This window comes from Lacibacter luteus (assembly GCF_004118265.1).
In the GTDB taxonomy this organism is placed as follows: Bacteria; Bacteroidota; Bacteroidia; order Chitinophagales; family Chitinophagaceae; genus Lacibacter; species Lacibacter luteus.
The window spans coordinates 14,535-37,340 of sequence record NZ_SDHW01000001.1 but is presented as its reverse complement, the minus strand read 5'-3'; the positions used below and the strand labels follow the sequence as shown (position 1 = coordinate 37,340).

Here is a 22,806-nt window from a genome sequence, read left to right as displayed (position 1 = left end):
CGCAAAGATAAGCTGCGAAACAATTCAAAAAATTATTGCTTAGAGTAATAGATACGCACATACATTTTTTGAGTAGAATGTGCGCCGCCACCTAGTTGAACCCTTCCGTAAGCAAGAGGGTTAAGATAGGTTGAGCCAATTTGCTTATTACTGAAACGGGGATAATATGGAGCAGAAAGTTTAAAATCTCTGCGGGTAGCTTTTCCGTTTACAAGGTTCTGCACATAGCTCGTCATGTTTAAATGATATTCTGCTATCTGGTTATTTACATTGTCTCTGATATAGTTCGGATTACCTCCTGTATAAGCAGTTTCAATGTTAAACGATGTATCTAACTGGCGGGGATTAAGAAAATACGTATTGGTAAAATAATAGGGTTGATCGAACGGAATTGGCTCAACAGCATTTGTTGAAGAATAGCTGAACAGGTGCAGATAAGGAGGAACAAAAATATTCTCCTGGGCCAAAGGTCCTTGATATACTTGTTGCGCAACAAGCTCAGCACGGTGAATGATGTACTCTTTATTACGGATAGTATCTAAACCGGGAACAGAAATACGCACTGCTGTGCCGGGACCACTTTGCAGATATACAAGGCTTGAAGGCGTTGTATTTATAAGATAAGCAGCAACTGTGCTGCCTGTATAGTTACGGTAAACTTTATTTGCGCTGGCGCTTCGTACAGTGTCGGCTACGTAATTAAAACTGATAGAAGTGGTATCTGTTTTTCCTTCTCTGTTCAACTGACGATAATACAAGTTGATTCTTGTTTTAGCATTGCTCAGCTGAAAATAGCTGATAGCATTACCGCTAACTGCAGTATCAGGTACAATCGCTACACCATTAAAGAAATTTTTAAAGATGGTATCGTTACGGAAAGCGCCATTTACATTATCCTGATCGAGTAACAAACGACCAAAGGAGTTATCTAAACGAATACGCAGTTGATTGAAAATGCTATCGTCGGTATAACGGGTATTGTATTTTTTGTTACGTATTTCAGCAACCGTGTACGATGTTGAACCTAACAGATCACCTGTTGAAAAATTCGGTAAAAATGATAACGGATAATAAACGTTCGATTTAAATGTTGGATCGGTTAGCTTATACACATTTACTTTCGTTACTGCATTGGTATCGCCATACAAACCATTAAATGAAAGTGAAAGCACGCAGGAGTCTAAAAACAGACTGTCCTTTGCCACTGCATAAGAAAACGGATACGATGATGGCAGAAACTGCATCGAAATAGATGCACTTGTTGTACCAAACATTGGATCATTTACCCAACCGAGCAAATACTGCTCACTTTTATCTAACAGAATGGAATCCTGATCGAGAAACGAATGGGTTATTACAGGAAGAACAATCGTATCGGTTATAAGCCTGTCGCTGCCAGGCAACAAGTCGCCACCCAATCTTGTACTCTCGAGCTTGGTACAACCGTTCAGAATAAAAACAAACAAAAAAGAAACAGCTAAAAACGTAGTACTTCTGCGCATCTCCGGTGTGAGAAAGTTCATAGAATGATGACAATATTATTTCGCCGAAAGGTCGGTATATAGTTGTAAATAGTCTGTTAAATCACCATCAGGATTAAATGGCAACACTTTTTTACCACGCACTTTACCAAACTCTTCAAGCAGTTTTTTATCAACTTTCTCTGCTCCAAAAGTAATCGCATCAGCATACGTAGCACCACCACGGAACATGGCTGTGTTGTTGGTATCCTTGTATGGCTCAAGATCTTTGTCTTTAATACTTGCATGAATGTTTGCAAGCTTTAAAAACTTAGCACCAAGCTTTTCTTTAAATGTATTTTGACCAACAGTAAAAATGAGTTTGCTGTTACCAAAAACAGGTTCTTTCTTATACGCTGTCTGCAGGTACATTGGAATTAAACCTGTCATCCAGCCACTGCAATGAATAATGTCCGGAGGCCAGCCGAATTTCTTCACAGTTTCTAAAGCGCCTTTGCAGAAGAAAATCGTACGCAGATCGTTATCATCAAACCATTTCTCATTTTCATCATGATAAATGAACTTGCGTTTAAAGAAGTCTTCGTTTTCGAGGAAGTAAACCTGCAAACGTGCATTGGGCAACGATGCTACTTTGATCTGCAATGGATAATCGTCGTTATCAACCGATACATTAATACCGCTCAAACGAACCACCTCGTGTAAACGATGACGGCGTTCGTTGATTACGCCAAAGCGTGGCATTATGCAACGGATCTCAAAACCACTATCATTTGCTTTAATTGCCAGTTGATTTACGATGGACGAAAAATCTGTTTCCTCCAGATACGGAGACATTTCACTGGCAATGAATAAAATTCTTTTCTTTGCTGCTACCATTACTGATTGTTAAAGAAACGTTACCTGTTAAATAAGGTGTGCAAAGGTAGTGGATTTTATGCAAAAGGCTTTGATTATGGCTGTTTTGCACGCAAAAACAATACTTTATGCTCATTTTTCATACAATTTCGGAGTTACAAACCTATTTGCGAAGCGCAAGAAAAAAAGGTCTTAAAACAGGTTTTGTGCCTACCATGGGCGCCTTGCATAAAGGGCATGTTTCACTGCTGCAACAGGCAAAATCCTACACCGATATAACCATTTGCAGCATTTTTGTAAATCCTACCCAGTTTAACGACCTAAATGATTTTAAAAAATACCCGGTTACGATTAACGCTGATATTGAAAAACTGCTCGGCTTTGGCACCGATATCCTGTTTCTGCCGTCGGTAGCCGAAATATACCCAAACGGTACAACCGATCTCCCCCACTTTGAACTCGGTTTTCTTGAAACAGTTTTGGAGGGAAAGTACCGACCCGGTCATTTCCAGGGAGTGTACCAGGTAATGAACAGGTTGCTGCAAATTGTGGAAGCCGATGATTTGTTTATGGGTCAGAAAGATTACCAGCAGTGCATGATCATTCAACACCTCATCAAACAAGAAAATAGTAACACACGGCTACATATTGCTCCCACCCTTCGTGAAGAAGATGGATTGGCCATGAGCAGCCGCAACATACGTTTAAGCGATGCACAGAGAACAACAGCTGCATATATATATAAGGCCTTGCAACAAATGAAACAGCAATTGCATCAAGGCGATCTTAAAAACATAAAAGAAGCAGCTTCCGGACTTCTAACCTATAACGGGTTTATAGTTGATTATACCGAACTCGCCAATGCTTCCACACTTGAACCGCTGGATAATTGGAATGGAACAGATCCGGTAGTTGCCTTAATTGCCGCACATCTTGGCGAAGTACGTTTAATCGACAACATGGTATTAACGCACTAAGCAATTTCTTTAAAAAGATTCCTTATAACTTTGCCGCATGGAAATTGAAGTATTAAAGTCGAAGATTCATCGTCTTGCCATTACCGAAGCCAATCTGCATTATGTTGGCAGCCTTACATTAGACGAAGACCTGATGGATGCAGCGAACATGATCGAATATGAAAAAATTCAGGTGGTAAACGTAAACAACGGTAATCGTTTAGAAACATATCTCATAAAAGGTAAACGTGGAAGTGGTGTTTGTTGCCTTAACGGACCTGCCGCCCGGCAAGGTGCAGTTGGAGATGTGGTAATTATCATATCTTACGCAACCATGAAGTTTGAAGAAGCAAAGAACTTTAAACCATGGGTAGTATTTCCAAAAGAATCAAATAAACTCTAACGAGTATTCATTTTTATGCTGAAGAAACGAATCATCCTCGCAGCGCAATTCCTTTTTTTTCTCGGGCTTGGTTTGTTTCTTGTATGGTGGATGGCCAGGGGTATTGATGATAAAGGCTGGCAACAGATACGCACATCGTTGAAGCAGGCAAACTACTGGCTGTTCATTCCTGTGTTTGCAATGCTACTCCTCAGTCATTATGTGCGTGCATTACGCTGGAAAATTTTAATGGAGCCGTTAGGTTACAAACCCGGCACTTTTAATGTATTTAACGCAGTAATGATCGGCTACCTCGCCAATCTTGCTTTTCCACGTTTAGGCGAAGTACTGAAATGCACATTGCTTGCACGTTACGAAAAAGTAGCTCCCGATAAATTAGTTGGCACCATCGTAGCTGAAAGAGCGATTGATCTGGTATGTTTGATCACTGCATTTGTAGTAACGATTTTGCTGCAGATTGATACCGTTGGCAACTATGCCTTATCGCTTTTACAAAACACATTTAATGGTAATGGCAAAGAATTTTCCTGGCTGCGTGCAGGAATGATCCTTGGCATCATCGTTTCATTTCTTTTCATCAGCTATTGGTTGCTCAAACGCTTCAGCCATATCCGTATTATTGAACGCATTAAAAATGTAATCAAAGGTATCTGGCATGGGCTAAACAGTGTACGGTATATCAAACAACGTCGTTTGTTCATCATCCATACCATTCTTATCTGGAGTTTGTATTTTTTCAGCAGCCGTGTTGGTTTTTATGCAATGGAAGAAGTATCGCACCTTGGTACAAGAGAAGCATTCTCCATTCTTTCATTTGGCAGCGTTGGTATGATTGCTACACAAGGCGGTATTGGCGCTTACCAGTTTATTGTGCAGGAAATTTTAATGCTGTACGGTCTTTCGCAGATCACCGGCTTCACCTTCGGCTGGATATTGTGGATTGCACAAACACTGGTAATTCTGTTAGGCGGCCTCATCTGCTTTATTCTTCTACCTATCATTAATCGTAAGAGCAATGAAATCAGTCAAACACATTCAACAGAAAATACATAATGAACATCAGTTGCAACAGGAATTGATGCGGTGGCGCAAGTTTGGTAAAACAGTAGCGTTTACCAATGGCTGTTTTGATATTTTACACGCCGGGCACATTCATTCGCTCATGCAGGCTGCTTCGTTTGCAGATATATTGATTGTTGGCTTAAACAGCGATGCTTCTACCAAACGGTTAAAAGGCGAAAACCGTCCTGTAAACAACGAACAGAACAGAGCGTTGCTGCTTGCATCGTTGGTAATGGTTGATGCTGTTGTTTTGTTTGATGAAGACACTCCCCACAAATTAATTACATCTGTTATGCCTGATGTATTGGTTAAAGGCGGCGATTATTCAGTTGATACGATTGTAGGTGCAAAAGAAGTGATGGCTAACGGAGGTAAAGTAGAAATTATTCCGTTGGTTGAAGGATTATCTACAACATCACTGCTGCAAAAAATTGAGCGTCTGTAAGTTTTGCAAAAACTTAATGTTGTAACAAACTGATGCTGCGTACTTTTAGAGTAAGTATACCCGGTAGTTATGGCTTCAGAAAAACGTAAGACGATCGTTCGTGATATCAGCTGGCTTTCTTTTAATGCAAGGGTTTTGCAGGAAGCCAACGACGCATCTGTTCCCCTTCGTGAACGTGTTCGCTTTCTCGGCATTTTTTCCAACAACATGGATGAGTTTTTTCGTGTGCGTGTAGCCACACTTAAACGCATGACGGAGTTTGAAGAGAAGGTAAAAGGCAAAATGCATCTCGAAAAAAATCCGCAACAGATCCTTGAACAGATACAAGAAGTGGTTTTGCAACAACAGAACGAGTTTAACCGTATCTGGAACCAGGTGCAACAGGAACTGAAGAAAGAAAAGATCTTTCTCATTACCGAAAAGCAATTAAGCCGGGAACAAAAGAAATTTGTTGAAACTTTTTTTGATGAAGAAGTAAGACAGGAAGTGATTCCGATGATGATTGAAAGCAACCCGCAAGTGCCTTACCTGCGGGAACGATCGTTGTACCTCGCTGTTGCCATGAGTACAAAGAGTACTGCCTATAAAAAAAAGTATGCACTTATTGAAATACCGGCCAAGTATAAACGCCGTTTTGTAAAACTCCCCTCGCCTTCCGGTCAGCATCACATTATTTTAATGGAGGATATTATCCGCCATTGTTTGCCAAAGATTTTTTCCTTTCTCGGCTTTAACGAATACAGTGCACACATCATTAAAGTAACAAAGGATGCGGAGATTGATATGGATGCGGATGTAAGTACAACACTTATTCAGAAAATTGAAAAAGGATTAAAGAACAGACGTAAAGGAAAACCAGTTCGTTTTATTTATGATAAAGAAATTGATGCGGGATTGTTGGAGTACCTTATTCGTCGTTTAAACTTAACACGAAGAGATGCGATTATTCCGGGCGGACGGATACACAACTTCCGACACTTTATGGATTTTCCCGGCGATGTATTTACAACAAAGCAGGAACGCAAGAAGCCCTTTCTTCATCCACGGTTTCAGAAAACGATCAGGGTAACAGATGAGATCATTAAGGAAGATTTGTTACTGCACTTCCCCTATCATTCCTTTAATACTGTAATTGATCTGTTGCGGGAAGCTGCAATGGACCAGGATGTAAAAGAAATCAAGATCACCGCTTACCGCCTTGCAGAAACTTCCAAAATAATCAATGCATTGATTAATGCTGCCCGTAACGGAAAATCGGTAACTGTTATGCTGGAGTTGCGTGCACGTTTTGATGAAGAAGCCAATCTTGAATGGAAAGAAAAACTGGAAGAAGAAGGCATTCGTGTATTGATTGGTGTGCCCAACATGAAAGTGCATGCCAAACTTTGCATAATTAAAAAGCGGATAAAAAATAAAACCATTCAATACGGCTTTGTAAGCACAGGCAATCTCAACGAAGGCACATCGAAAGTGTATGGCGATCATTGTTTGCTTACTGCCAATAGAAAAGTAATGGCAGACATCAATCGCATTTTCATGTACCTCGAACATCCGGTATTAAGTCGGGTAAAATATTTACGCCAATGTAAAACGCTGGTTGTTTGTCCAACCGGAATGCGCCAGCGTTTTTTGCATCATATCGATACTGAGATCAATAATGTAAAGAAAGGATTGCCTGCTTCGATCATTTTAAAAATGAACAGTCTCAGCGATACACAGCTGATAGAAAAACTGTACGAAGCAGCAAGAGCCGGGGTAGAAATTAAATTGATCGTAAGAGGAATTTTCTGCATGCTTACCGAAAGCAGCAAGTACAAAATAAAACCGTATGCTGTAAGTATTGTTGATCAGTACCTCGAACACAGCCGGGTGTTGATATTTCACAATAATGGTAAAGAGAAAGTTTATCTATCTTCGGCAGACTGGATGATACGCAACCTCGATCACCGAATTGAAGCTGCTGTTGAAGTTACCGGCAAAGCGCTGAAAGAGGAACTGAAAGAGTGCATCAACATCCAGTTAAAAGATAATGTAAAAGCGAGGATACTGGATAACCAACTGCAGAATGTTTATGTAAACCGGAAAGGGAAAACAATACGTTCGCAGGTGGAGATCTACAATTTCCTCCATCAAAAAATTCTGAAACAAGTTGAAACTGGCAGCAATTGATATTGGAAGTAATGCGGCAAGATTACTGATTTCCGAAGTGGAAGAAAACGGCAAAGGCTCTCCCTCTTTTAATAAATTAAACTTAGTTCGTGTGCCGCTGCGTTTAGGTTTTGATGTGTTTGAGACCGGCGATATTTCCAAAACCAAGATCAACAAGGTTGTTGAAACCATTAAGGCATACAAACACCTGCTGAATATTTACGAAGTACAATACTTAAAAGCATGTGCCACTTCGGCCATGCGTGACGCAAAGAATGCCGACGACATTATCCGCAAAGTAAAAATGGAAACAGGCATTGAGATCAAGGTCATTAGTGGTGATGAAGAAGCTTCGTTTATTTACGAAAACCACATAGCTGAAAATCTGGCAAAAGACCACTCCTACCTGTACATTGATGTAGGCGGCGGCAGTACTGAACTTACTTTTTTTGATGATGGCAAGCTGGTGTTTAAAGAATCGTTCAACATCGGCACCATCCGTTTGCTGAAAGGTTTGGTAACCGATAAGCATTGGGATGAAATGAAAAATTACATCAAGCTTGGCACAAAAGGCAAGAGTGATATGATTGCTATTGGTTCTGGTGGTAACATCAACAAAGTATTTTCGCTCTCAAAGAAAAAAGAAGGCAAGCCTTTATCGCTTGAGTTGTTGAGAGATTATCATAAAGAACTCAGCAGTTTCACCTTGGCCGAACGGATGAAACAGTACAAATTACGTGAAGACCGTGCCGATGTTATTCTTCCTGCATTGCAGATATACGTTAATGTTATGCGCTGGACAGGCATTGAAGAAATCTATGTTCCAAAGATCGGTTTGGCCGATGGCTTGGTGCATATGCTTTACGAGGAAGTGAAGAATAAAAAACTTCATGCTTCTACGGTTGTATTGTAATTTCATTCCCCAATTACCAAATTCCAAAATTAAACATGTCTGTTAATAAAGAAGTAAAACGGATCACCACGAATACGCTGCAGAAAATGAAATCGAACGGCGAAAAGATCTCGATGATCACGGCCTACGATTATTCCTTTGCCCGCATTTTTGATGCAGCCGGAATTGATGTGATCCTTGTTGGCGACAGTGCAAGTAATGTAATGGCCGGGCATGAAACGACGCTGCCGATCACACTCGATCAGATGATCTATCATGCCCAATCGGTATTAAGAGGCATTCATCGTTGTTTGGTTGTTGTTGATCTGCCTTTTGGCACCTACCAATCTAACTCCGATATCGCACTTGCTTCTGCCATTCGCATTATGAAGGAAACAGGTGCACACGCCATTAAACTTGAAGGCGGCGAAGAAGCAATCGATTCAATTAAACGTATTGTGGCTGCCGGCATTCCTGTAATGGGACATTTGGGATTAACTCCACAATCGATTTACAAATTCGGCACCTACACTGTTCGTGCAAAAGAAGAAGAAGAAGCAAACAAGTTGAAAAAAGATGCATTGCTTTTACAGGATGCAGGTTGCTTTGCTATGGTGCTTGAAAAAATTCCTGCAAATCTTGCAAAAGAAGTGAGTGAAAGTCTGCACATTCCTACGATTGGTATCGGTGCAGGTAATCATTGCGACGGACAGGTGTTGGTAATGCACGATATGCTGGGCATTAATACCGAATTCAAGCCAAGGTTCTTACGTCAGTATCTGAACATGCACGAACAGATAACCGGTGCAGTACAGCAATATATAACCGATGTTAAGAGCAGCGATTTTCCAAATGAAAATGAATCGTATTAAATAAAAAAGGGAGCAATTGCTCCCTTTTCTTTTATGGCTGCTGTTTAGCTTAGTTCAACTTTGCCAACGCAGTTTTAATACGCTTGTACGCTTCTTCAATTTTCGGAAGGCTGTTTGCAAACGATAAACGAATACAATCCGGTGTACCAAATGCACGACCTGTAACGGTAGATACGTGTGCTACATTCAACAGGTACATACAAAGATCATCTGCATCGTTAATGGTAGTTGTACCATCGCTCTTACCAAAGTATGCACTCACTTGTGGAAATACATAGAACGCTCCATCAGGTTCTGCCAATTTCCAACCGGGAACTTCGCTTACCAGTTCCAATACACGTTTTTTACGACGTTCGAACTCTTTGGTCATTTCCAGTGTTGGTGTTTGATCGCCAACCAATGCATCGATAGTTGCACGTTGTGTAACAGCGTTGGTACCACTGGTAAACTGACCTTGCAATTTCTCACAACCTTTAGCTACATCTACGTTTGCAGCAATATAACCCAAACGGTAACCCGTCATGGCATAACCTTTACTCAAACCGTTTACAATGATCACCTGGTTTTTGATGGCATCAAACTGCGCAATGCTTTCGTGCTTACCAACAAAATTGATGTATTCGTAGATCTCATCAGAGATGATGAAAATTTCAGGATTCTTTGCAAATACATCTGCAAGGCTCTTCAGCTCATCATAATTATAAACCGAACCTGAAGGATTACAAGGAGACGAGAACAGGAATACTCTTGTTTTAGAAGTGATAGCTGCTTCCAGTTCGGCTGCAGAAATTTTGTACTTATTTTCCATTTTAGTTGGAAGAATTACAGGAATACCTCCCGCAATCTTTACCAGCTCAGAATAAGTAACCCAGAACGGAGCAGGAATAATTACTTCATCACCCTGATCAACTGTTGCAAGAATTACATTCGCCAGACTTTGCTTGGCACCTGTTGATAAAACGATATTCTCAGGTTTGTAATCAAGATTGTTGTCACGTTTCAACTTAGCACAAACTGCTTCACGGGCATCGAGATAACCAGGTACAGGTGTGTAGTGACTGTAGTTGTCATCAACCGCTTTCTTAGCAGCAGTTTTAATGTGTTCGGGTGTATCGAAGTCCGGTTCGCCCAGGCTTAAATCAATTACATCTACACCTTGTGCTCTTAACTCACGGCCAAGCTTGGCCATTTTTAACGTTTCAGGTTCGCTGAACCTGCTCAACAGGGATGAAAGTTTCATTTTTGTATTCTGATTAGTAGGAAAGTTTTGCGCAAGTTACCGTATCTGCAGCTATTAGTTGTTAGTTATGTTTGATAACTGAAAGCGAAAGTGAATCAGCATCTGTTTTAGCAGCATAGCCCTTCACTAAAATGGAATAAACAGCGCCTTTTGTAAACTGCAGTTGGTACTGCTTCAAAATTGCTCCGCTTGTTTTCTTTCGCAGTTTGATGAACACGGTTGTATCGGCATAAAAATTCTGAAATGTGGAAGTTGTGGCAAGCTCAGTTGCGGTTGCATTTCCATCATACGCCCTTTCACTTACCAGCACCGAATCTTCGAGCAGGTTGCTTGGTTTTGTTGTAAGCAGTTCCAACACATCTGCATCTGGACTTGTATGCACCAAACGTATTTTCGATTGTTTTCCCAAGCCTGTTGTATCAAACGCATCTTCAAGGAAAAAATATTTTAGTTTGGAGGAGGTTGCTGTATCGCAGATGAAAAACGAATACCTGCCACTGGTGTTTGTAAAGAACCATTTTGCCAGTTCTGTATTACTTAAACGTAACCTGTAATCGTTAAACCCACTATCGACGTTACGATACGCAGCATTCGCACTAAGTCCGGTTAAATAACTGAACGACCCAATGGATCTTAAATTTTGCAATAATTCAATACTCCCCGATCCTACCGATGCATTTACCACATGCACCTGCATTTGCGCACCCCTCACCATATCTTTTTTGCAGGAATAAAATAAACTGCTCACCACACCCAGCAACAAAAACAGTTGCAGCAGTTGCTTACGGTCTTTTTTCATACTTGTTCTGTTCATCGAGGCTGCAAATTTATTTATCGTAGTTTACTTTAAACACAGAAAGATCGGGTTGATGTTTGCGCTTCCGTTTTACCTCGTAAGCATAAATGGTTTGTCCGAGTTTTTCAAGAAACGGCAAGCCTACAGTATTGTAATCGTATTTATCATCGTTAAGAATACCATCGCTGTTACAGTAAATTGTTGCGCTTAGCATAAACTCTACATTCTTTTCAAAATCCACGATGTAAGCTACATCGGTTAAGAATCCATACGACCAACCGGGTTTGTTAAAACTGCGGATATGCTTAGGCAAGGATTTGTGCTTTTGTGTTCCGAACAATAAAAATTTACAATACGCATCATAAAACGCACTTGTATCATACTCGGGGTAACGTGTTTCCGATGGCAATTGACTCATATACTGATAAAGAAAGCGATAATCTTCCTGCTTTAAATCAAACCTTTCTTTTTCGAGCACAGCTGCAGGAAACAAAACACTGCGTAATACTTTATGTAAATCGTACAGATAGACCCTGTTTTTACGGCTGAAATCCATCGGCTCATTTACTAACACTTCGCTATCGTTCATATAACCCTTTCCTAAAAAATCGTGCCGCTGTAAATATTCCATGTTGCTGTTTTGCAAAGGCTGTTCGTAAAGTAGTTTACCTGAAGTATCAAGAAACCGAACAGGGTTGGTTATCCTGTGCAGACTTTCGGGCATTGCGATTGCAAGGCGGCGAACAATCTGTGCATCTGGATAACCTTTAGTTTTCAGCTGATCGTGCAGGTATTGCTGATCTAAAAATTCGTAGAGACGATTATTGGCATCGTTATCACTAACCAGGAATATTTTTTTTACATAATGCGCCAGTGAGGGTCGCCCATCGGCAGTAGTTGGATCATTGTACACAGCCGATAAACCTTCCTGTCCTTTCTCTGTGATCATTGTTGACAAAAGAGGAATACCCAGTTTATTCGCCTTTTCCATGGCAAGAAAAGCCACCGGCATTTTTACGGTTGATGCTGGGTAAAAATAAACAGCGTGTTTATAATTGAAGAAGTAATCGGTAAAATGCGGACGGTTCTGCTTGTCTCTGTCTATCCGGGTGTACACGATCTGTACCCGCATCGAATCACGGTTATCAAGTATTGCTGCAAAGTCGGTTGGGTTTGCCTGCATCAGGCTTTCAAGGAAATTTTCGTTGGATGCCACAGTTTTAGAGGGTTTACAGGCGCAGAGCAAAGCCGTTACGGCTAAAAGTACACAACCGGAGAACACAGTTTTGAACATCTTCAAAAATAAGACTTAAACCCTTACGCCAAAAGCTGCTGAGAACGGTGGATAACAGTGATTTTGAGCCTGTTCTCTTTCGCATCGAATCCCCTATCTTTGCCCTCCTTAAAAAAAAGAACCCAAATTATTAATCTACTATGGCACTGAAAGGTTTGGTAAGGTTTTTTGCGATTGTTTTGATCATTATCTCGGTTTGGCAGTTAAGCTATACCTGGATTGTGAACAATTTTGAGAAAACACAAAAAGCCAGAGCTGAGAAATTTGTAAAGAACAATTTTGGTACTGCTTCCAAAGAATCAAAAGACTCTGCTGTAAACGCTGTTTACCGCAGATACATTGACAGCCTGAAGGAAAAAGTGATCATGAATGTTCCTTTGATCTACCCCAATTTAACGTATCAGAAAGCAGTTGAGCAGGAATTAAATCTTGGTCTCGATCTTCAAGGTGGTATGAACGTAACACTTGAAGTTGGACTTGATGGTTTGATCAGTTCAATGAGTAACAATCCAAAAGACGTTACGCTTAAAAATGCACTTGCAAGTGCAACACAACGTAAAGAAAACAGTGATGCTGATTTTGTAACACTCTTTGGCGAAGAATACAGCAAAGCAACCGGCAACGGACGTTTAGCTCCATTATTTGCAGGTGGCAAAAACAAAACACTTAAAATTGATGCAAGCAATACTGCCGTTTTAGATGCTATTCGTGTAGAAGCACGTGATGCGATTAAACGTACTTACGATCGCTTAATGGCACGTATCGATCAGTTTGGTGTTGCACAACCTAATGTTAGCTACGATGAGAATAAAGGCATCATCAACGTAGAACTGGCAGGTATTGATGATCCTGTTCGTGTACGTAAATTCTTACAGGCAACTGCCAACCTCGAATTCTGGGAAACATACAGCAACCAGGACCCCGTTGTAGGACAAAGTCTGCAACAGATGGATGCGAAAGTAAAAGCATATTTAAGCGGTACTACCGATTCTACTAAAGTTGACAGCAACGGTGTTGCCATTAAGGATACAACAAAAACTGCAACAGCAGGCGATCAACCTGTAACGGCCCTCATCAGCCAGCAGGTAACCGGTACAGCACAAGGTTACAGTTCAGCTACAATCGGTTTGATCCGCTTGGCAGATACAGCAACTTTCTCCAACTACATTAACCTCGATGTTGTAAAAGCATCTATCCCTTCAACCATGCGTTTTATGTATGGTGCGAAGCCAACAGGTAAAAATGCACGTGGCGAAAGTTTACTGGAAGTTTATGTAATTAAAACCGTAGCCGGTACAGATCAACCAAAACTGTCTGGTGAATTTATTACCGATGCACGCCAGGACTTCGACCAACGTAACAACGAAGTACAGGTGCAAATGGAAATGAACAGCAAGGGTGCCAGCATTTGGGAAAAAATGACCGGCGACGCCTTCAGCAACAAATATGCAATTGCTATTGCGCTTGATAACTACGTTTACTCTGCCCCCGGTGTTAACAACGGTGCAATCAGCGGAGGTATCTCGCAGATCAGCGGTAACTTCTCTATCCAGGAAGCACAGGATCTTGCCAGCGTATTACGTACAGGTAAATTACCTGCTCCTGCACACATTGTAGCAGAACAGGTAGTTGGTCCAACACTTGGTGCAGAAGCGGTGAAAGGCGGTTCAATGTCGTTCATCATTTCATTTGCGGTAATCTTCATCTTAATGCTGGTGTATTATAACACCGGTGGTTGGGTTGCAAATATTGCGTTGATCCTAAACCTTCTCTTCACCATTGGTGTATTGAGTGCATTTGGTGCAACATTAACTGCTGCAGGTATTGCAGGTTTGGTGTTAACCATTGGTATGGCGGTTGATACCAACGTAATCATCTTTGAGCGTATTAAAGAAGAACTCACCAAAGGCAAGAGCTACCAAATGGCTGTTGAAGATGGTTATAAACGTTCACTTGCACCGGTATTGGATGCACACGTTACTACCCTCTTAACTGCACTTATCCTTTTATACTTTGGTTTAGGTCCTGTAAAAGGTTTCGCTACAACACAGATCATCGGTATTCTGTTGAGCTTGTTCTGCGGTATCCTTGTATCACGCCTTATTACCGATTTCTGGACAAACAAAAAACGTCACTTCGAATATTTCACAGCAGTATCACGCCGCATCTTTAAACATGCAGCATACAAATTCATTGAGTACCGTAAAATAGCTTATGGTATTTCATTGGTTGTACTGTTACTTGGTATTGCAGCTATCTTCAACGGTTTCGATTATGGTGTTGAATTCCGTGGTGGACGTAGCTATACTGTTAAGTTCGACCGTGAAATGAATAACGAAGAAGTTGCAAACGCTTTAAATAAAGAGTTTGGCAAATTCCCGATCATTAAAACGGTTGGTACAAGCAAACAACTGAACATTACTACTGATTACCTGATTGAAAAACAAGGCCAGGGAGTAGATGCGCAGGTTGAAGCAAAACTGTTTGAAGGTTTGAAATCGTTCCTGCCTTCAGGTATTACCTATGCGCAATTTGATACACAGTATAAACAAAGTTCACAAACAGTACAGGCAACCATTTCGGATGATTTGAAGAAAGGTGCATTGTGGGCAACCATTCTCGGTTTGCTGGCAATTACATTGTACATCTTTGTACGTTTCCGTGATTACCGTTATTCTGTTGGTACTATCATTGCCCTGATGCACGACGTATTGGTAACATTGATCGTGTTCTCCTTCTTACGCAACATTGTACCGTTCCCGCTCGAAATAGATCAGCACTTTATTGCGGCTATTCTTACGGTTATCGGTTTCTCGATGAACGATACGGTAATTGTATTCGACCGTGTGCGTGAATACAGTGCAAAGATGTTTGGACAGGATAAAGGAACCATCCTTAACAAAGCTATCAACGATACATTGGCACGTACCATCATGACATCATTAACCGTATTCCTCACGCTTCTTATCCTCTTCATCTTTGGTGGTGAAGTAACAAGAGGTTTTGCGTTTGCAATGTTGATTGGTGTTGTAACCGGTACTTATTCTTCAATTTTCGTAGCAGCTCCGATCTTAATGGATTTTGCAAAAGACAAACCATTAGGTGAACCCGAAAAAGATAAAACACTTGCAAAAGCAAGACACAGCATCAGCTAATAAAGCAGCTGCATAAAAAAAATCCCCGATCGGTTTGATCGGGGATTTTTTTATGCCTTTACATTATCTGTAACCATACCAGTAACGTTCATTCTTATCGAACAACCAGTAAATACCATTCGCATACGAAAAGTTGAAATAGGTTTCAATTGCAAACTCAGCAGGAATTTTGATCGTTTGTTTCATATAACCGGTTTTGATATCGTACAACTCAACCTGTTTTTTAGCAACATTCAGTACCCCTATCTCAACTCCTTTTGTTCCGGTGAAAATAAGAGAACGGATGTTATAGGTATTTTCAAAATCTGCAATTGACAACTGTGTATCATCTGCCGCACTTGTTGCACCAAAATGAATTTGAATGGTTTTACGCTTATCGGTACCATCGGTATTGTAGCACACGATATTCAATCCCGAAAGAAACAACACTTCATTATCGTTTGTATTTAAAACGCCTGCACTGTTTGCATCAGGTTGGCTCAACCCCTGCTTTTGAACTTTTACTTTTTCGGGTATTCCGTTCTTTCCCATTTCGTATGTAAACCAACCATTATCATTGTATCCGTTACCCTCCATATCCTTGGTTTTAGGATTGTACCAAAGCCCACGCACATCAATCATGGTTGTCTGTTCCTGATCTGAAATAACAGCTCCGTCTTCATCAAAAATCACCAACGGGAAATTCATATTACCCGCCTGTGCAGCGTAATACTTTTTTGTTTTAGGATTATACACAACCGAAGCTGCATTTGCTCCCCCAGACGGAATTTTAATTTTCATTACCTGCGATGCTGTAACGGTTTTTATTCCGCTATTGTTACTATTCTCATTTTTCTTTTCTTCCGCAGCAGATTCTGTTCCCATAATGGCCGAAACCGCAGCTGGTTTCTTTTTTTGTGCAGTTGCAGCAGTACTTAACAACAATAGCAACGCTGCCGATAACAGCTTATGTTTCATACAATAAATTTTTAGCTAATTACCAACATTGCTACTGCTGTACAATACCCTTGAGATGGTATATTTAACGTCCTGACTGTATAAAAACAAAAACTGCGGCCAAAGACCGCAGTAATAAAATAAATCTTGCTGTAGTTATTTACACCGCAAAACTGGTACCACAGCCACAGGTTTTGCTGGCGTTGGGATTGGTAAATGTAAAACCACGATTGTTTAATCCATTATCCCAGTTAATTTCCATACCAAACAAATACATGCCATGGCTTTTTTCCATTACACAGGAAATGCCTTCAATCACATACAATTCATCGTTTTCCTTTTTCTCATCAAACTCCAGTACATAACTTAAACCGGAGCAGCCACCGCCTTTTACACCTACACGCAAAAACTTTCCTTCTGCCTGTTGTGCATATAAACGCTGCAACTCTTCAATAGCAGAAGTTGTAAAAGTAACCGGGGCCTGGCTAACTGTTTCCATACTTTGTGTTTTTGCAAATTTACAACTGAAACAATCAACAACCATCAATCCAGCCCTCAACTTGTTTTCTGCTGCAAACACTTATTTTTGTTGCAACTCTTATTATTTATGTTAGAACCTATTTACTACTACGTTTTTGGTGCAGCCGCCGTTGTTTTTATTACTCTTGCTGTTTATTTGCGTATTAAAGGAAAAAAAGAATTACTTGAAGAACGCAAACGTGAAGCTGCTGAGCAGGAAGTATTGCAACAGCAGCAACAGGCTGTACGCCCACAGCAACCGAAGGCACCTGCAGCTAATCCCGAAATGGTACGCCTACAATTACAGGCTTATGAACGTATGACGATCCTTTGCGAACGCATTGGTCTCAACAACCTGTTAGGCCGCTTGCCTGTTAACCAGCTTTCAGCATCAGAATTGCAGAACCTGATGGTACAAAGCATTAAAACAGAGTTTGAATACAATATCAGTCAGCAGCTTTATGTTTCGCAGGCTACATGGGATGGCGTAAAGAACCTGAAAGAACAAAACATGTTTATCATTAACGAGCTGGCATCAACACTTCCTGCAACTGCAACCGGTACAGAGCTGAGTAAAAAGATTGTTGAACTGCTTTCGCATGAAGATCATGTATCGCTGCAGAATATTGTAAGCACGCTCATTAACCATGAAGCAAAACAGCTGATGAGCTGATTTTATATTTAACGATTCTTGCTATGGATGAAAAAAAACTTTACACCGACTCCGGCATTGAAGTAAAGCCATTGTACACCGCAGACGGTGAACAGGAGCTACCGGGACAATTTCCGTTTACACGTGGTGTACAGCCCGATATGTACAGGGGCAAACTGTGGACCATGCGCCAGTATGCCGGTTTTTCTACTGCTGAAGAAAGCAACAAACGCTATCACTATTTATTATCGCAGGGTGTAAATGGTTTAAGTGTTGCGTTCGATCTGCCTACACAAATTGGTTACGATAGTGATCATGCATTGGCAGAGGGTGAAGTTGGGAAAGTGGGTGTTGCAATTGACAGTATTGAAGACATTAAAACGCTGTTTAACGGTATTAAGCTCGAAGATGTTTCAACATCTATGACCATTAATGCTACAGGTTTTATTCTTCTCTCCTTTTATGTGGCATTAGCCAAACAACAGGGTGCTGATCTGAAAAAAATTTCCGGCACTATTCAAAACGATATTCTGAAAGAGTATGCTGCAAGAGGCACTTATATCTATCCGCCTAAACCAAGCATGCGCATTATTACCGATATTTTCGAATGGTGCAGCCATGAGTTACCAAAGTGGAATACGATTTCCATCAGCGGTTATCACATTCGTGAAGCAGGCAGCACAGCTGTACAGGAAATAGCTTTTACATTGGCAAACGGAAAAGCTTATGTGAAAGCAGCCCTGGAAAAAGGATTAGACATTAATGTATTCGGCAAACGTCTCTCCTTCTTTTTCAACTCGCATAACAACCTGTTTGAAGAAGCTGCAAAATTCCGTGCAGCACGCCGTATGTGGGCACAAATGATGAAAGAACTGGGTGCTACCGATCCGAAAGCTATGATGCTGCGTTTTCATACACAAACCGGCGGAAGCACTTTAACTGCACAACAACCACTCAATAATATTTCAAGAGTAACCATTCAAACATTGGCAGCTGTGTTAGGTGGTACACAATCGTTGCACACCAATGGATATGACGAAGCCCTGAGTTTACCTACCGAAGAAGCTGCACGCATTGCTTTGCGTACACAACAGATCGTTGCCTTTGAAAGCGGTGCACCCGATACGGTTGATCCGCTGGCAGGCAGTTATTATGTAGAAGCGCTTACCAGCGAAATAGAACAAAAAGCATGGGATCTTATTTCGAAGATCGATGTAATGGGCGGAAGCGTAAGTGCAATTGAAGAAGGTTTTATACAGGATGAAATTGCAAGAAGTGCATACGAGTATCAGCGTAATATTGAAAACGGATCCAAGATTATTGTTGGTGTAAACAAATTTCAGGTGCAGGAAGAAAACAGTACACCTGTGTTTAAAATTGATGACAGCATCCGTGCCATACAAACAGAAAAGCTTCACCGGTTGAAGAACGATCGGGATCCGGGCAAAGTAGATCAGTGCCTGCAGGAAATTAACGATCGAGCAGCAAGCGGCGAAAACCTGATGCCCGCTGTAATTACAGCTGTTGAAAACAAATGTACACTTGGCGAAATTTCGGATGAGTTAAGAGCTGTATTTGGAGAGTATAAATAAGGCGGCATATAACAATCAGTTGACACACTAATATAGATTAGTCTCCTTGTTTGTATATTCATGCAACTTTAGCCCAAATTATTTTATATGAATACATCAACCAACTCTCCTGCAATGCCCGAGCAGATCGTTACTTTTCTGAATGAACAAACAGTGGTAACCATTGCAACATCTGTTAACGGTCAACCTTACTGTGCATCCTGCTATTACGCATATGTTCCCGGCGATAATCTGCTTGCTTTTAAAAGCGATAGCGATACAAGGCACATTGAAGAAGCTTTGCAAAACAACCAGGTTGGTGGTACTGTATTGCCCGACAACGTAACTAAAGTAAAACCCAAGGGCGTTCAGTTTACCGGTATTTTCAGTAAGGCAGAGGGCAGTGTTGGCGATAAAGCGAAGAAGGCTTATTTAAAAAAATATCCTGTTGCGGGCATCTTCCGTGGCGATATCTGGATCATTGAATTATCGAAAATAAAATTTACAGACAATACACTTGTATTTGGAAAGAAAACCTTGTGGGAACGATAAGCAAGCCCTATCTTTTGTTAAGCAGTTGCAATTTGCAACTGCTTTTTTTTGCTTTCTAATTTATAAAGATGGAACAACCCGTCGTTTTTCATTTTTCTGTATCTTCCTTTAAACAAACTGCTCAATGAAATACTTATTTGCAGCGCTGCTATTTATTGCTACCTCTGCTTCTGCTCAACAAGCTCCTGCTTTTATAACCGACAGCCTCGATAAATACATCGAACGTGGAATGAAAGACTGGAATATTCCGGGCCTTGCTATTACTATTGTAAAAGATGGTAAGATCGTTTTTATTAAAGGTTACGGTGTGCGTGAAGTTGGAAAGCCGGAGAAAATTGATGGCAACACATTGTTCATTATTGCATCTAACTCCAAGTTATTTACAGGCACCAGTCTTGCATTGGCAGAAAAAGAAAAAAAATTATCGCTCGATGATAAAGTAACAAAATATATTCCCTGGTTTCGCTTGTACGATTCAACATCAACACAACTGGCAACGGTAAAAGATATGTTGTGCCATCGTTTAGGTACAAAAACTTTCCAGGGCGATTTTACTTTCTGGAACAGCAACCTGCCAAAAGATTCCATCATCTGGAAAATGCGTTTGCTGAAACCTGAAGGCGAATTTCGTCAGAACTATGGTTATTGTAATGCGGGCTTTTTGGTTGCCGGTGAAATTTTACAAAAAACTACAGGAAAAACATGGGAGCAGTTTGTACAGGAACGCATCTTAAATCCTGTTGGTATGACCAACACTTTTATGAACACAGCAGGCATGGGCAGTAAATCAAATGTTGCAGTGCCCTACTCCAATTCATTTGGACCGTTGAGCCGTTTGCCTTATGATGAAATTGATAATCTGGGTCCGGCAACAAGTATGGTAAGTTGTGTAAACGATCTCAGCAAATGGTTGCTGTTTCAATTAGACAGTGGTAAATTAAACGGACAGGTTGTTATTCCCTGGGATGTGTTACAAAAAACAAGAGATGGAAATATTTTAACCGGTACACGTAAATCGCCTTACTATCCTTCGCATTTTCGTGCATATGGTTTAGGTGAATACATGACCGATTATAACGGACGACAAGTGTACTGGCATACAGGCGGTGCATTTGGTTTTGTTACCAATGTATGTTTCATTCCGGAAGAAAAACTAGGCATCAGCATTTTAACCAATAACGATAACCAGAATTTCTTCGAAGCTTTACGTTACCAGATTATGGATGCTTACCTGGGTGTTCCATATGTAAACCGCAGCAAATTTCAAATGCAGTTTCACGAACAGAATAAAGCCATGACCGATTCGAAAATTGAAGGCTGGGAAATAAGAGCAAAGAAAAAACCTACCTTACCTGTAAGTGCAGATGCTTTCGTGGGTACATATTACAATCACGTGTATGGTGATATGCAGATTGTAAAAGAGAATAACGAATTAACGGTACTGCTCAGTCATCATCCAAATTTAAAAGGCAAACTGGAATACATTGATAATAAAAATTTCCTGCTTACATGGAATCACGCATCATACGGAAAGTTTGCAGTGCCTTTTGAATTACGCAACGGAAAAGTAAATGCCATTGAAATTAAAGCATCTGATTTTGTAGAATACGACGGTTATGTGTTTCTCAAAAAAAATTAAATTGAAATTTTAATACATAAGCAAGCATGAGAAAATTGTTCCCACTATTTGCATTGTTGCTGTTAAGCATCAGCAGCAAAGCACAAAACATTCAGCAACTCATCGATCAGAAAGCAAAAGCATTATTACCAAAAGTAATTGAATGGCGCAGGCATATTCACCAAAACCCCGAGTTAGGTAACCGTGAATACAAAACAATGGAATACATTGCTGCACATTTAAAAAGCCTTGGACTTGAAGTAACAACCGGTGTTGCAAAAACAGGTGTTGTTGCAATATTGAAAGGCGGCAAGCCTGGTTCGGTTGTAGCATTGCGTGCCGATATTGATGGGCTGCCGATTTTGGAACGTACCAATGTTCCTTACAAATCAACAGTAATGGCGGATTATCTTGGCCAGCAGGTACCAGTAATGCATGCATGCGGCCATGATACGCATGTGGCCATTCTGATGGGTACTGCAGAGGTTTTAGCATCCATGAAAAAAGATGTGCCCGGTACTGTTAAGTTTATTTTTCAACCTGCTGAAGAAGGTCCTCCCGGAACAGAAGAAGGTGGCGCTGCACTAATGGTAAAAGAAGGTGTAATGGAAAATCCAAAGGTGGATGCCATTTTTGGTTTGCATATTTCGGCCGATACTGAAATTGGTAAGATCACTTATAAGAGCGGTGCATTTATGGCCAGCAGCGATTGGTTTACCATTAAAGTAAAAGGTAAAGGAGCGCATGGCTCTGCACCATGGACGGGTATTGATCCCATCATGATCTCTGCACAAATCATCAACGGTTTGCAAACCATTGTAAGCCGTAGCTCCGATTTAACAAAAGCACCTGTTGTAATTACCGTTGGAAAATTCAATGGTGGCGTTCGTGAAAATATTATTCCCGAAGAAGTAACCTTCAGCGGCACTATACGCACTCTCGACAGTAAGATGCAGAAAGAAGTGCATGAAAAAATTAAGCACACTGCAAAAACAATTGCTGAAGCGTATGGTGCAACTGCCGAAGTAGTGATCGATACCAAAACACTGGTAACGTATAACACACCTGCCCTTGTTACAAATACATTGCCTTCGTTGCAACGTGCTGCAGGCAACGAAAACACAGTGGAAGAAACCTGGACAACAGGTGCCGAAGACTTTTCTTATTTCGGAGAAAAAGCTCCTGCATTTTTCTTTAATCTTGGTGGTATGCCTAAAGGTGCTAAATCAACAAGTCATCACACACCCGACTTTTTAATTGATGACAGCATGCTGGATGTTGGTGTAAAAGCTTTCTGCAATATTGTGTTTGATTACGGGAAAGTGAAGAAATAAAAATAAAAACACTGATTGAACTGAT

General features: G+C 40.7%; 20 protein-coding genes. 13 read left to right on the top strand and 7 right to left on the bottom strand.

All coding sequences use genetic code 11. The features are described 5' to 3' along the window. Window positions 1–32: 32 nt before the first annotated feature. Together ESA94_RS00180 and ESA94_RS00175 are read right to left on the bottom strand one after the other, a co-directional pair. On the bottom strand, window positions 33–1,523 hold the full coding sequence (locus ESA94_RS00180) for a DUF4270 family protein (RefSeq protein WP_129128845.1): 1,491 nt from the start codon (window positions 1,521–1,523) through the stop codon (window positions 33–35). A gap of 15 nt (window positions 1,524–1,538) precedes the next feature. Further along, window positions 1,539–2,357, bottom strand: coding sequence for a glycogen/starch synthase (locus ESA94_RS00175; protein ID WP_129128844.1), 819 nt, complete (start codon window positions 2,355–2,357; stop codon window positions 1,539–1,541). 107 nt (window positions 2,358–2,464) lie between these two features. Between ESA94_RS00175 and panC the strand changes: the two genes are divergently transcribed. The 7 genes from panC to panB all read left to right on the top strand — a co-directional run bounded on the left by panC (window position 2,465) and on the right by panB (window position 9,114). After that, complete coding sequence (gene panC / locus ESA94_RS00170; RefSeq protein ID WP_129128843.1) at window positions 2,465–3,313, top strand: pantoate--beta-alanine ligase; 849 nt, start codon at window positions 2,465–2,467, stop codon at window positions 3,311–3,313. 37 nt (window positions 3,314–3,350) lie between these two features. Beyond that, window positions 3,351–3,695, top strand: coding sequence for an aspartate 1-decarboxylase (gene panD, locus ESA94_RS00165; RefSeq protein WP_129128842.1), 345 nt, complete (start codon window positions 3,351–3,353; stop codon window positions 3,693–3,695). A gap of 15 nt (window positions 3,696–3,710) precedes the next feature. After that, complete coding sequence (locus ESA94_RS00160) at window positions 3,711–4,748, top strand: lysylphosphatidylglycerol synthase transmembrane domain-containing protein (protein WP_129128841.1); 1,038 nt, start codon at window positions 3,711–3,713, stop codon at window positions 4,746–4,748. After that, the gene (rfaE2, locus tag ESA94_RS00155; RefSeq protein WP_129128840.1) at window positions 4,711–5,202 is read left to right on the top strand and encodes a D-glycero-beta-D-manno-heptose 1-phosphate adenylyltransferase; all 492 of its coding nucleotides are present in this window, start codon (window positions 4,711–4,713) and stop codon (window positions 5,200–5,202) included. The genes ESA94_RS00160 and rfaE2 overlap by 38 nt, the downstream gene beginning before the upstream one ends. A gap of 69 nt (window positions 5,203–5,271) precedes the next feature. Then, on the top strand, window positions 5,272–7,371 hold the full coding sequence (ppk1, locus tag ESA94_RS00150) for a polyphosphate kinase 1 (protein WP_129128839.1): 2,100 nt from the start codon (window positions 5,272–5,274) through the stop codon (window positions 7,369–7,371). Then, window positions 7,352–8,263 (top strand): Ppx/GppA phosphatase family protein, encoded by a 912-nt coding sequence (locus ESA94_RS00145; protein WP_129128838.1) that lies wholly within the window; start codon window positions 7,352–7,354, stop codon window positions 8,261–8,263. The genes ppk1 and ESA94_RS00145 overlap by 20 nt, the downstream gene beginning before the upstream one ends. Window positions 8,264–8,298: 35 nt before the next feature. Beyond that, window positions 8,299–9,114: a 3-methyl-2-oxobutanoate hydroxymethyltransferase gene (panB, locus tag ESA94_RS00140; RefSeq protein ID WP_129128837.1), complete on the top strand. Its 816-nt coding sequence runs from the start codon at window positions 8,299–8,301 to the stop codon at window positions 9,112–9,114. 49 nt (window positions 9,115–9,163) lie between these two features. Here panB and ESA94_RS00135 read toward each other — a convergent pair whose 3' ends face one another. The 3 genes from ESA94_RS00135 to ESA94_RS00125 form a co-directional block, all read right to left on the bottom strand. Next, window positions 9,164–10,354, bottom strand: a complete 1,191-nt coding sequence (locus ESA94_RS00135; protein ID WP_129128836.1) for a pyridoxal phosphate-dependent aminotransferase — start codon at window positions 10,352–10,354, stop codon at window positions 9,164–9,166. 61 nt (window positions 10,355–10,415) lie between these two features. Then, on the bottom strand, window positions 10,416–11,168 hold the full coding sequence (locus ESA94_RS00130; protein WP_129128835.1) for a DUF4397 domain-containing protein: 753 nt from the start codon (window positions 11,166–11,168) through the stop codon (window positions 10,416–10,418). Between the two features lie 13 nt (window positions 11,169–11,181). Continuing rightward, window positions 11,182–12,366 carry a serine hydrolase gene (locus ESA94_RS00125; protein ID WP_205755879.1) on the bottom strand — a complete coding sequence of 395 codons (1,185 nt, stop codon included), beginning with the start codon at window positions 12,364–12,366 and terminating at the stop codon, window positions 11,182–11,184. 218 nt (window positions 12,367–12,584) lie between these two features. On the opposite strand from ESA94_RS00125, the gene secDF reads away from it, so the two are divergent. Beyond that, a complete protein-coding gene (gene secDF / locus ESA94_RS00120; RefSeq protein ID WP_129128834.1) occupies window positions 12,585–15,599 on the top strand; it encodes a protein translocase subunit SecDF in 3,015 nt (1,004 codons plus the stop codon). Window positions 15,600–15,662: 63 nt separating this feature from the next. On the opposite strand, the gene ESA94_RS00115 is transcribed toward secDF, so the two are convergent. Together ESA94_RS00115 and ESA94_RS00110 are read right to left on the bottom strand one after the other, a co-directional pair. Next, on the bottom strand, window positions 15,663–16,556 hold the full coding sequence (locus ESA94_RS00115) for a hypothetical protein (protein WP_129128833.1): 894 nt from the start codon (window positions 16,554–16,556) through the stop codon (window positions 15,663–15,665). Window positions 16,557–16,695: 139 nt separating this feature from the next. Next, window positions 16,696–17,034, bottom strand: a complete 339-nt coding sequence (locus ESA94_RS00110) for a HesB/IscA family protein (RefSeq protein ID WP_129128832.1) — start codon at window positions 17,032–17,034, stop codon at window positions 16,696–16,698. Between the two features lie 108 nt (window positions 17,035–17,142). Here ESA94_RS00110 and ESA94_RS00105 point away from each other — a divergent pair, with 108 nt between their 5' ends. From ESA94_RS00105 to ESA94_RS00085, 5 genes are all read left to right on the top strand, one after another. Further along, complete coding sequence (locus ESA94_RS00105; RefSeq protein WP_129128831.1) at window positions 17,143–17,727, top strand: DUF7935 family protein; 585 nt, start codon at window positions 17,143–17,145, stop codon at window positions 17,725–17,727. 23 nt (window positions 17,728–17,750) lie between these two features. After that, the gene (locus tag ESA94_RS00100) at window positions 17,751–19,298 is read left to right on the top strand and encodes an acyl-CoA mutase large subunit family protein (RefSeq protein WP_129128830.1); all 1,548 of its coding nucleotides are present in this window, start codon (window positions 17,751–17,753) and stop codon (window positions 19,296–19,298) included. 87 nt (window positions 19,299–19,385) lie between these two features. Further along, on the top strand, window positions 19,386–19,829 hold the full coding sequence (locus tag ESA94_RS00095; protein WP_129128829.1) for a pyridoxamine 5'-phosphate oxidase family protein: 444 nt from the start codon (window positions 19,386–19,388) through the stop codon (window positions 19,827–19,829). A 124-nt stretch (window positions 19,830–19,953) separates the two neighbouring features. Further along, window positions 19,954–21,468: a serine hydrolase gene (locus ESA94_RS00090; protein WP_129128828.1), complete on the top strand. Its 1,515-nt coding sequence runs from the start codon at window positions 19,954–19,956 to the stop codon at window positions 21,466–21,468. A 26-nt stretch (window positions 21,469–21,494) separates the two neighbouring features. Continuing rightward, window positions 21,495–22,781 carry an amidohydrolase gene (locus ESA94_RS00085; RefSeq protein ID WP_129128827.1) on the top strand — a complete coding sequence of 429 codons (1,287 nt, stop codon included), beginning with the start codon at window positions 21,495–21,497 and terminating at the stop codon, window positions 22,779–22,781. Window positions 22,782–22,806 lie beyond the last annotated feature (25 nt).

Excerpts from the sequence above, each read along its gene's own strand:
- panB (WP_129128837.1), top strand. The coding sequence starts at position 8,299 with ATGTCTGTTAATAAAGAAGTAAAACGGATCACCACGAATACGCTGCAG.
- ESA94_RS00180 (WP_129128845.1), bottom strand. The coding sequence starts at position 1,523 with ATGAACTTTCTCACACCGGAGATGCGCAGAAGTACTACGTTTTTAGCT.
- ESA94_RS00095 (WP_129128829.1), top strand. The coding sequence starts at position 19,386 with ATGAATACATCAACCAACTCTCCTGCAATGCCCGAGCAGATCGTTACT.
- ESA94_RS00110 (WP_129128832.1), bottom strand. The coding sequence starts at position 17,034 with ATGGAAACAGTTAGCCAGGCCCCGGTTACTTTTACAACTTCTGCTATT.
- secDF (WP_129128834.1), top strand. The coding sequence starts at position 12,585 with ATGGCACTGAAAGGTTTGGTAAGGTTTTTTGCGATTGTTTTGATCATT.
- ESA94_RS00115 (WP_129128833.1), bottom strand. The coding sequence starts at position 16,556 with ATGAAACATAAGCTGTTATCGGCAGCGTTGCTATTGTTGTTAAGTACT.
- ESA94_RS00130 (WP_129128835.1), bottom strand. The coding sequence starts at position 11,168 with ATGAACAGAACAAGTATGAAAAAAGACCGTAAGCAACTGCTGCAACTG.
- ESA94_RS00085 (WP_129128827.1), top strand. The coding sequence starts at position 21,495 with ATGAGAAAATTGTTCCCACTATTTGCATTGTTGCTGTTAAGCATCAGC.
- panC (WP_129128843.1), top strand. The coding sequence starts at position 2,465 with ATGCTCATTTTTCATACAATTTCGGAGTTACAAACCTATTTGCGAAGC.
- ESA94_RS00135 (WP_129128836.1), bottom strand. The coding sequence starts at position 10,354 with ATGAAACTTTCATCCCTGTTGAGCAGGTTCAGCGAACCTGAAACGTTA.
- ESA94_RS00100 (WP_129128830.1), top strand. The coding sequence starts at position 17,751 with ATGGATGAAAAAAAACTTTACACCGACTCCGGCATTGAAGTAAAGCCA.
- ESA94_RS00160 (WP_129128841.1), top strand. The coding sequence starts at position 3,711 with ATGCTGAAGAAACGAATCATCCTCGCAGCGCAATTCCTTTTTTTTCTC.
- rfaE2 (WP_129128840.1), top strand. The coding sequence starts at position 4,711 with ATGAAATCAGTCAAACACATTCAACAGAAAATACATAATGAACATCAG.
- ESA94_RS00105 (WP_129128831.1), top strand. The coding sequence starts at position 17,143 with ATGTTAGAACCTATTTACTACTACGTTTTTGGTGCAGCCGCCGTTGTT.
- ESA94_RS00175 (WP_129128844.1), bottom strand. The coding sequence starts at position 2,357 with ATGGTAGCAGCAAAGAAAAGAATTTTATTCATTGCCAGTGAAATGTCT.
- ESA94_RS00090 (WP_129128828.1), top strand. The coding sequence starts at position 19,954 with ATGAAATACTTATTTGCAGCGCTGCTATTTATTGCTACCTCTGCTTCT.
- panD (WP_129128842.1), top strand. The coding sequence starts at position 3,351 with ATGGAAATTGAAGTATTAAAGTCGAAGATTCATCGTCTTGCCATTACC.
- ppk1 (WP_129128839.1), top strand. The coding sequence starts at position 5,272 with ATGGCTTCAGAAAAACGTAAGACGATCGTTCGTGATATCAGCTGGCTT.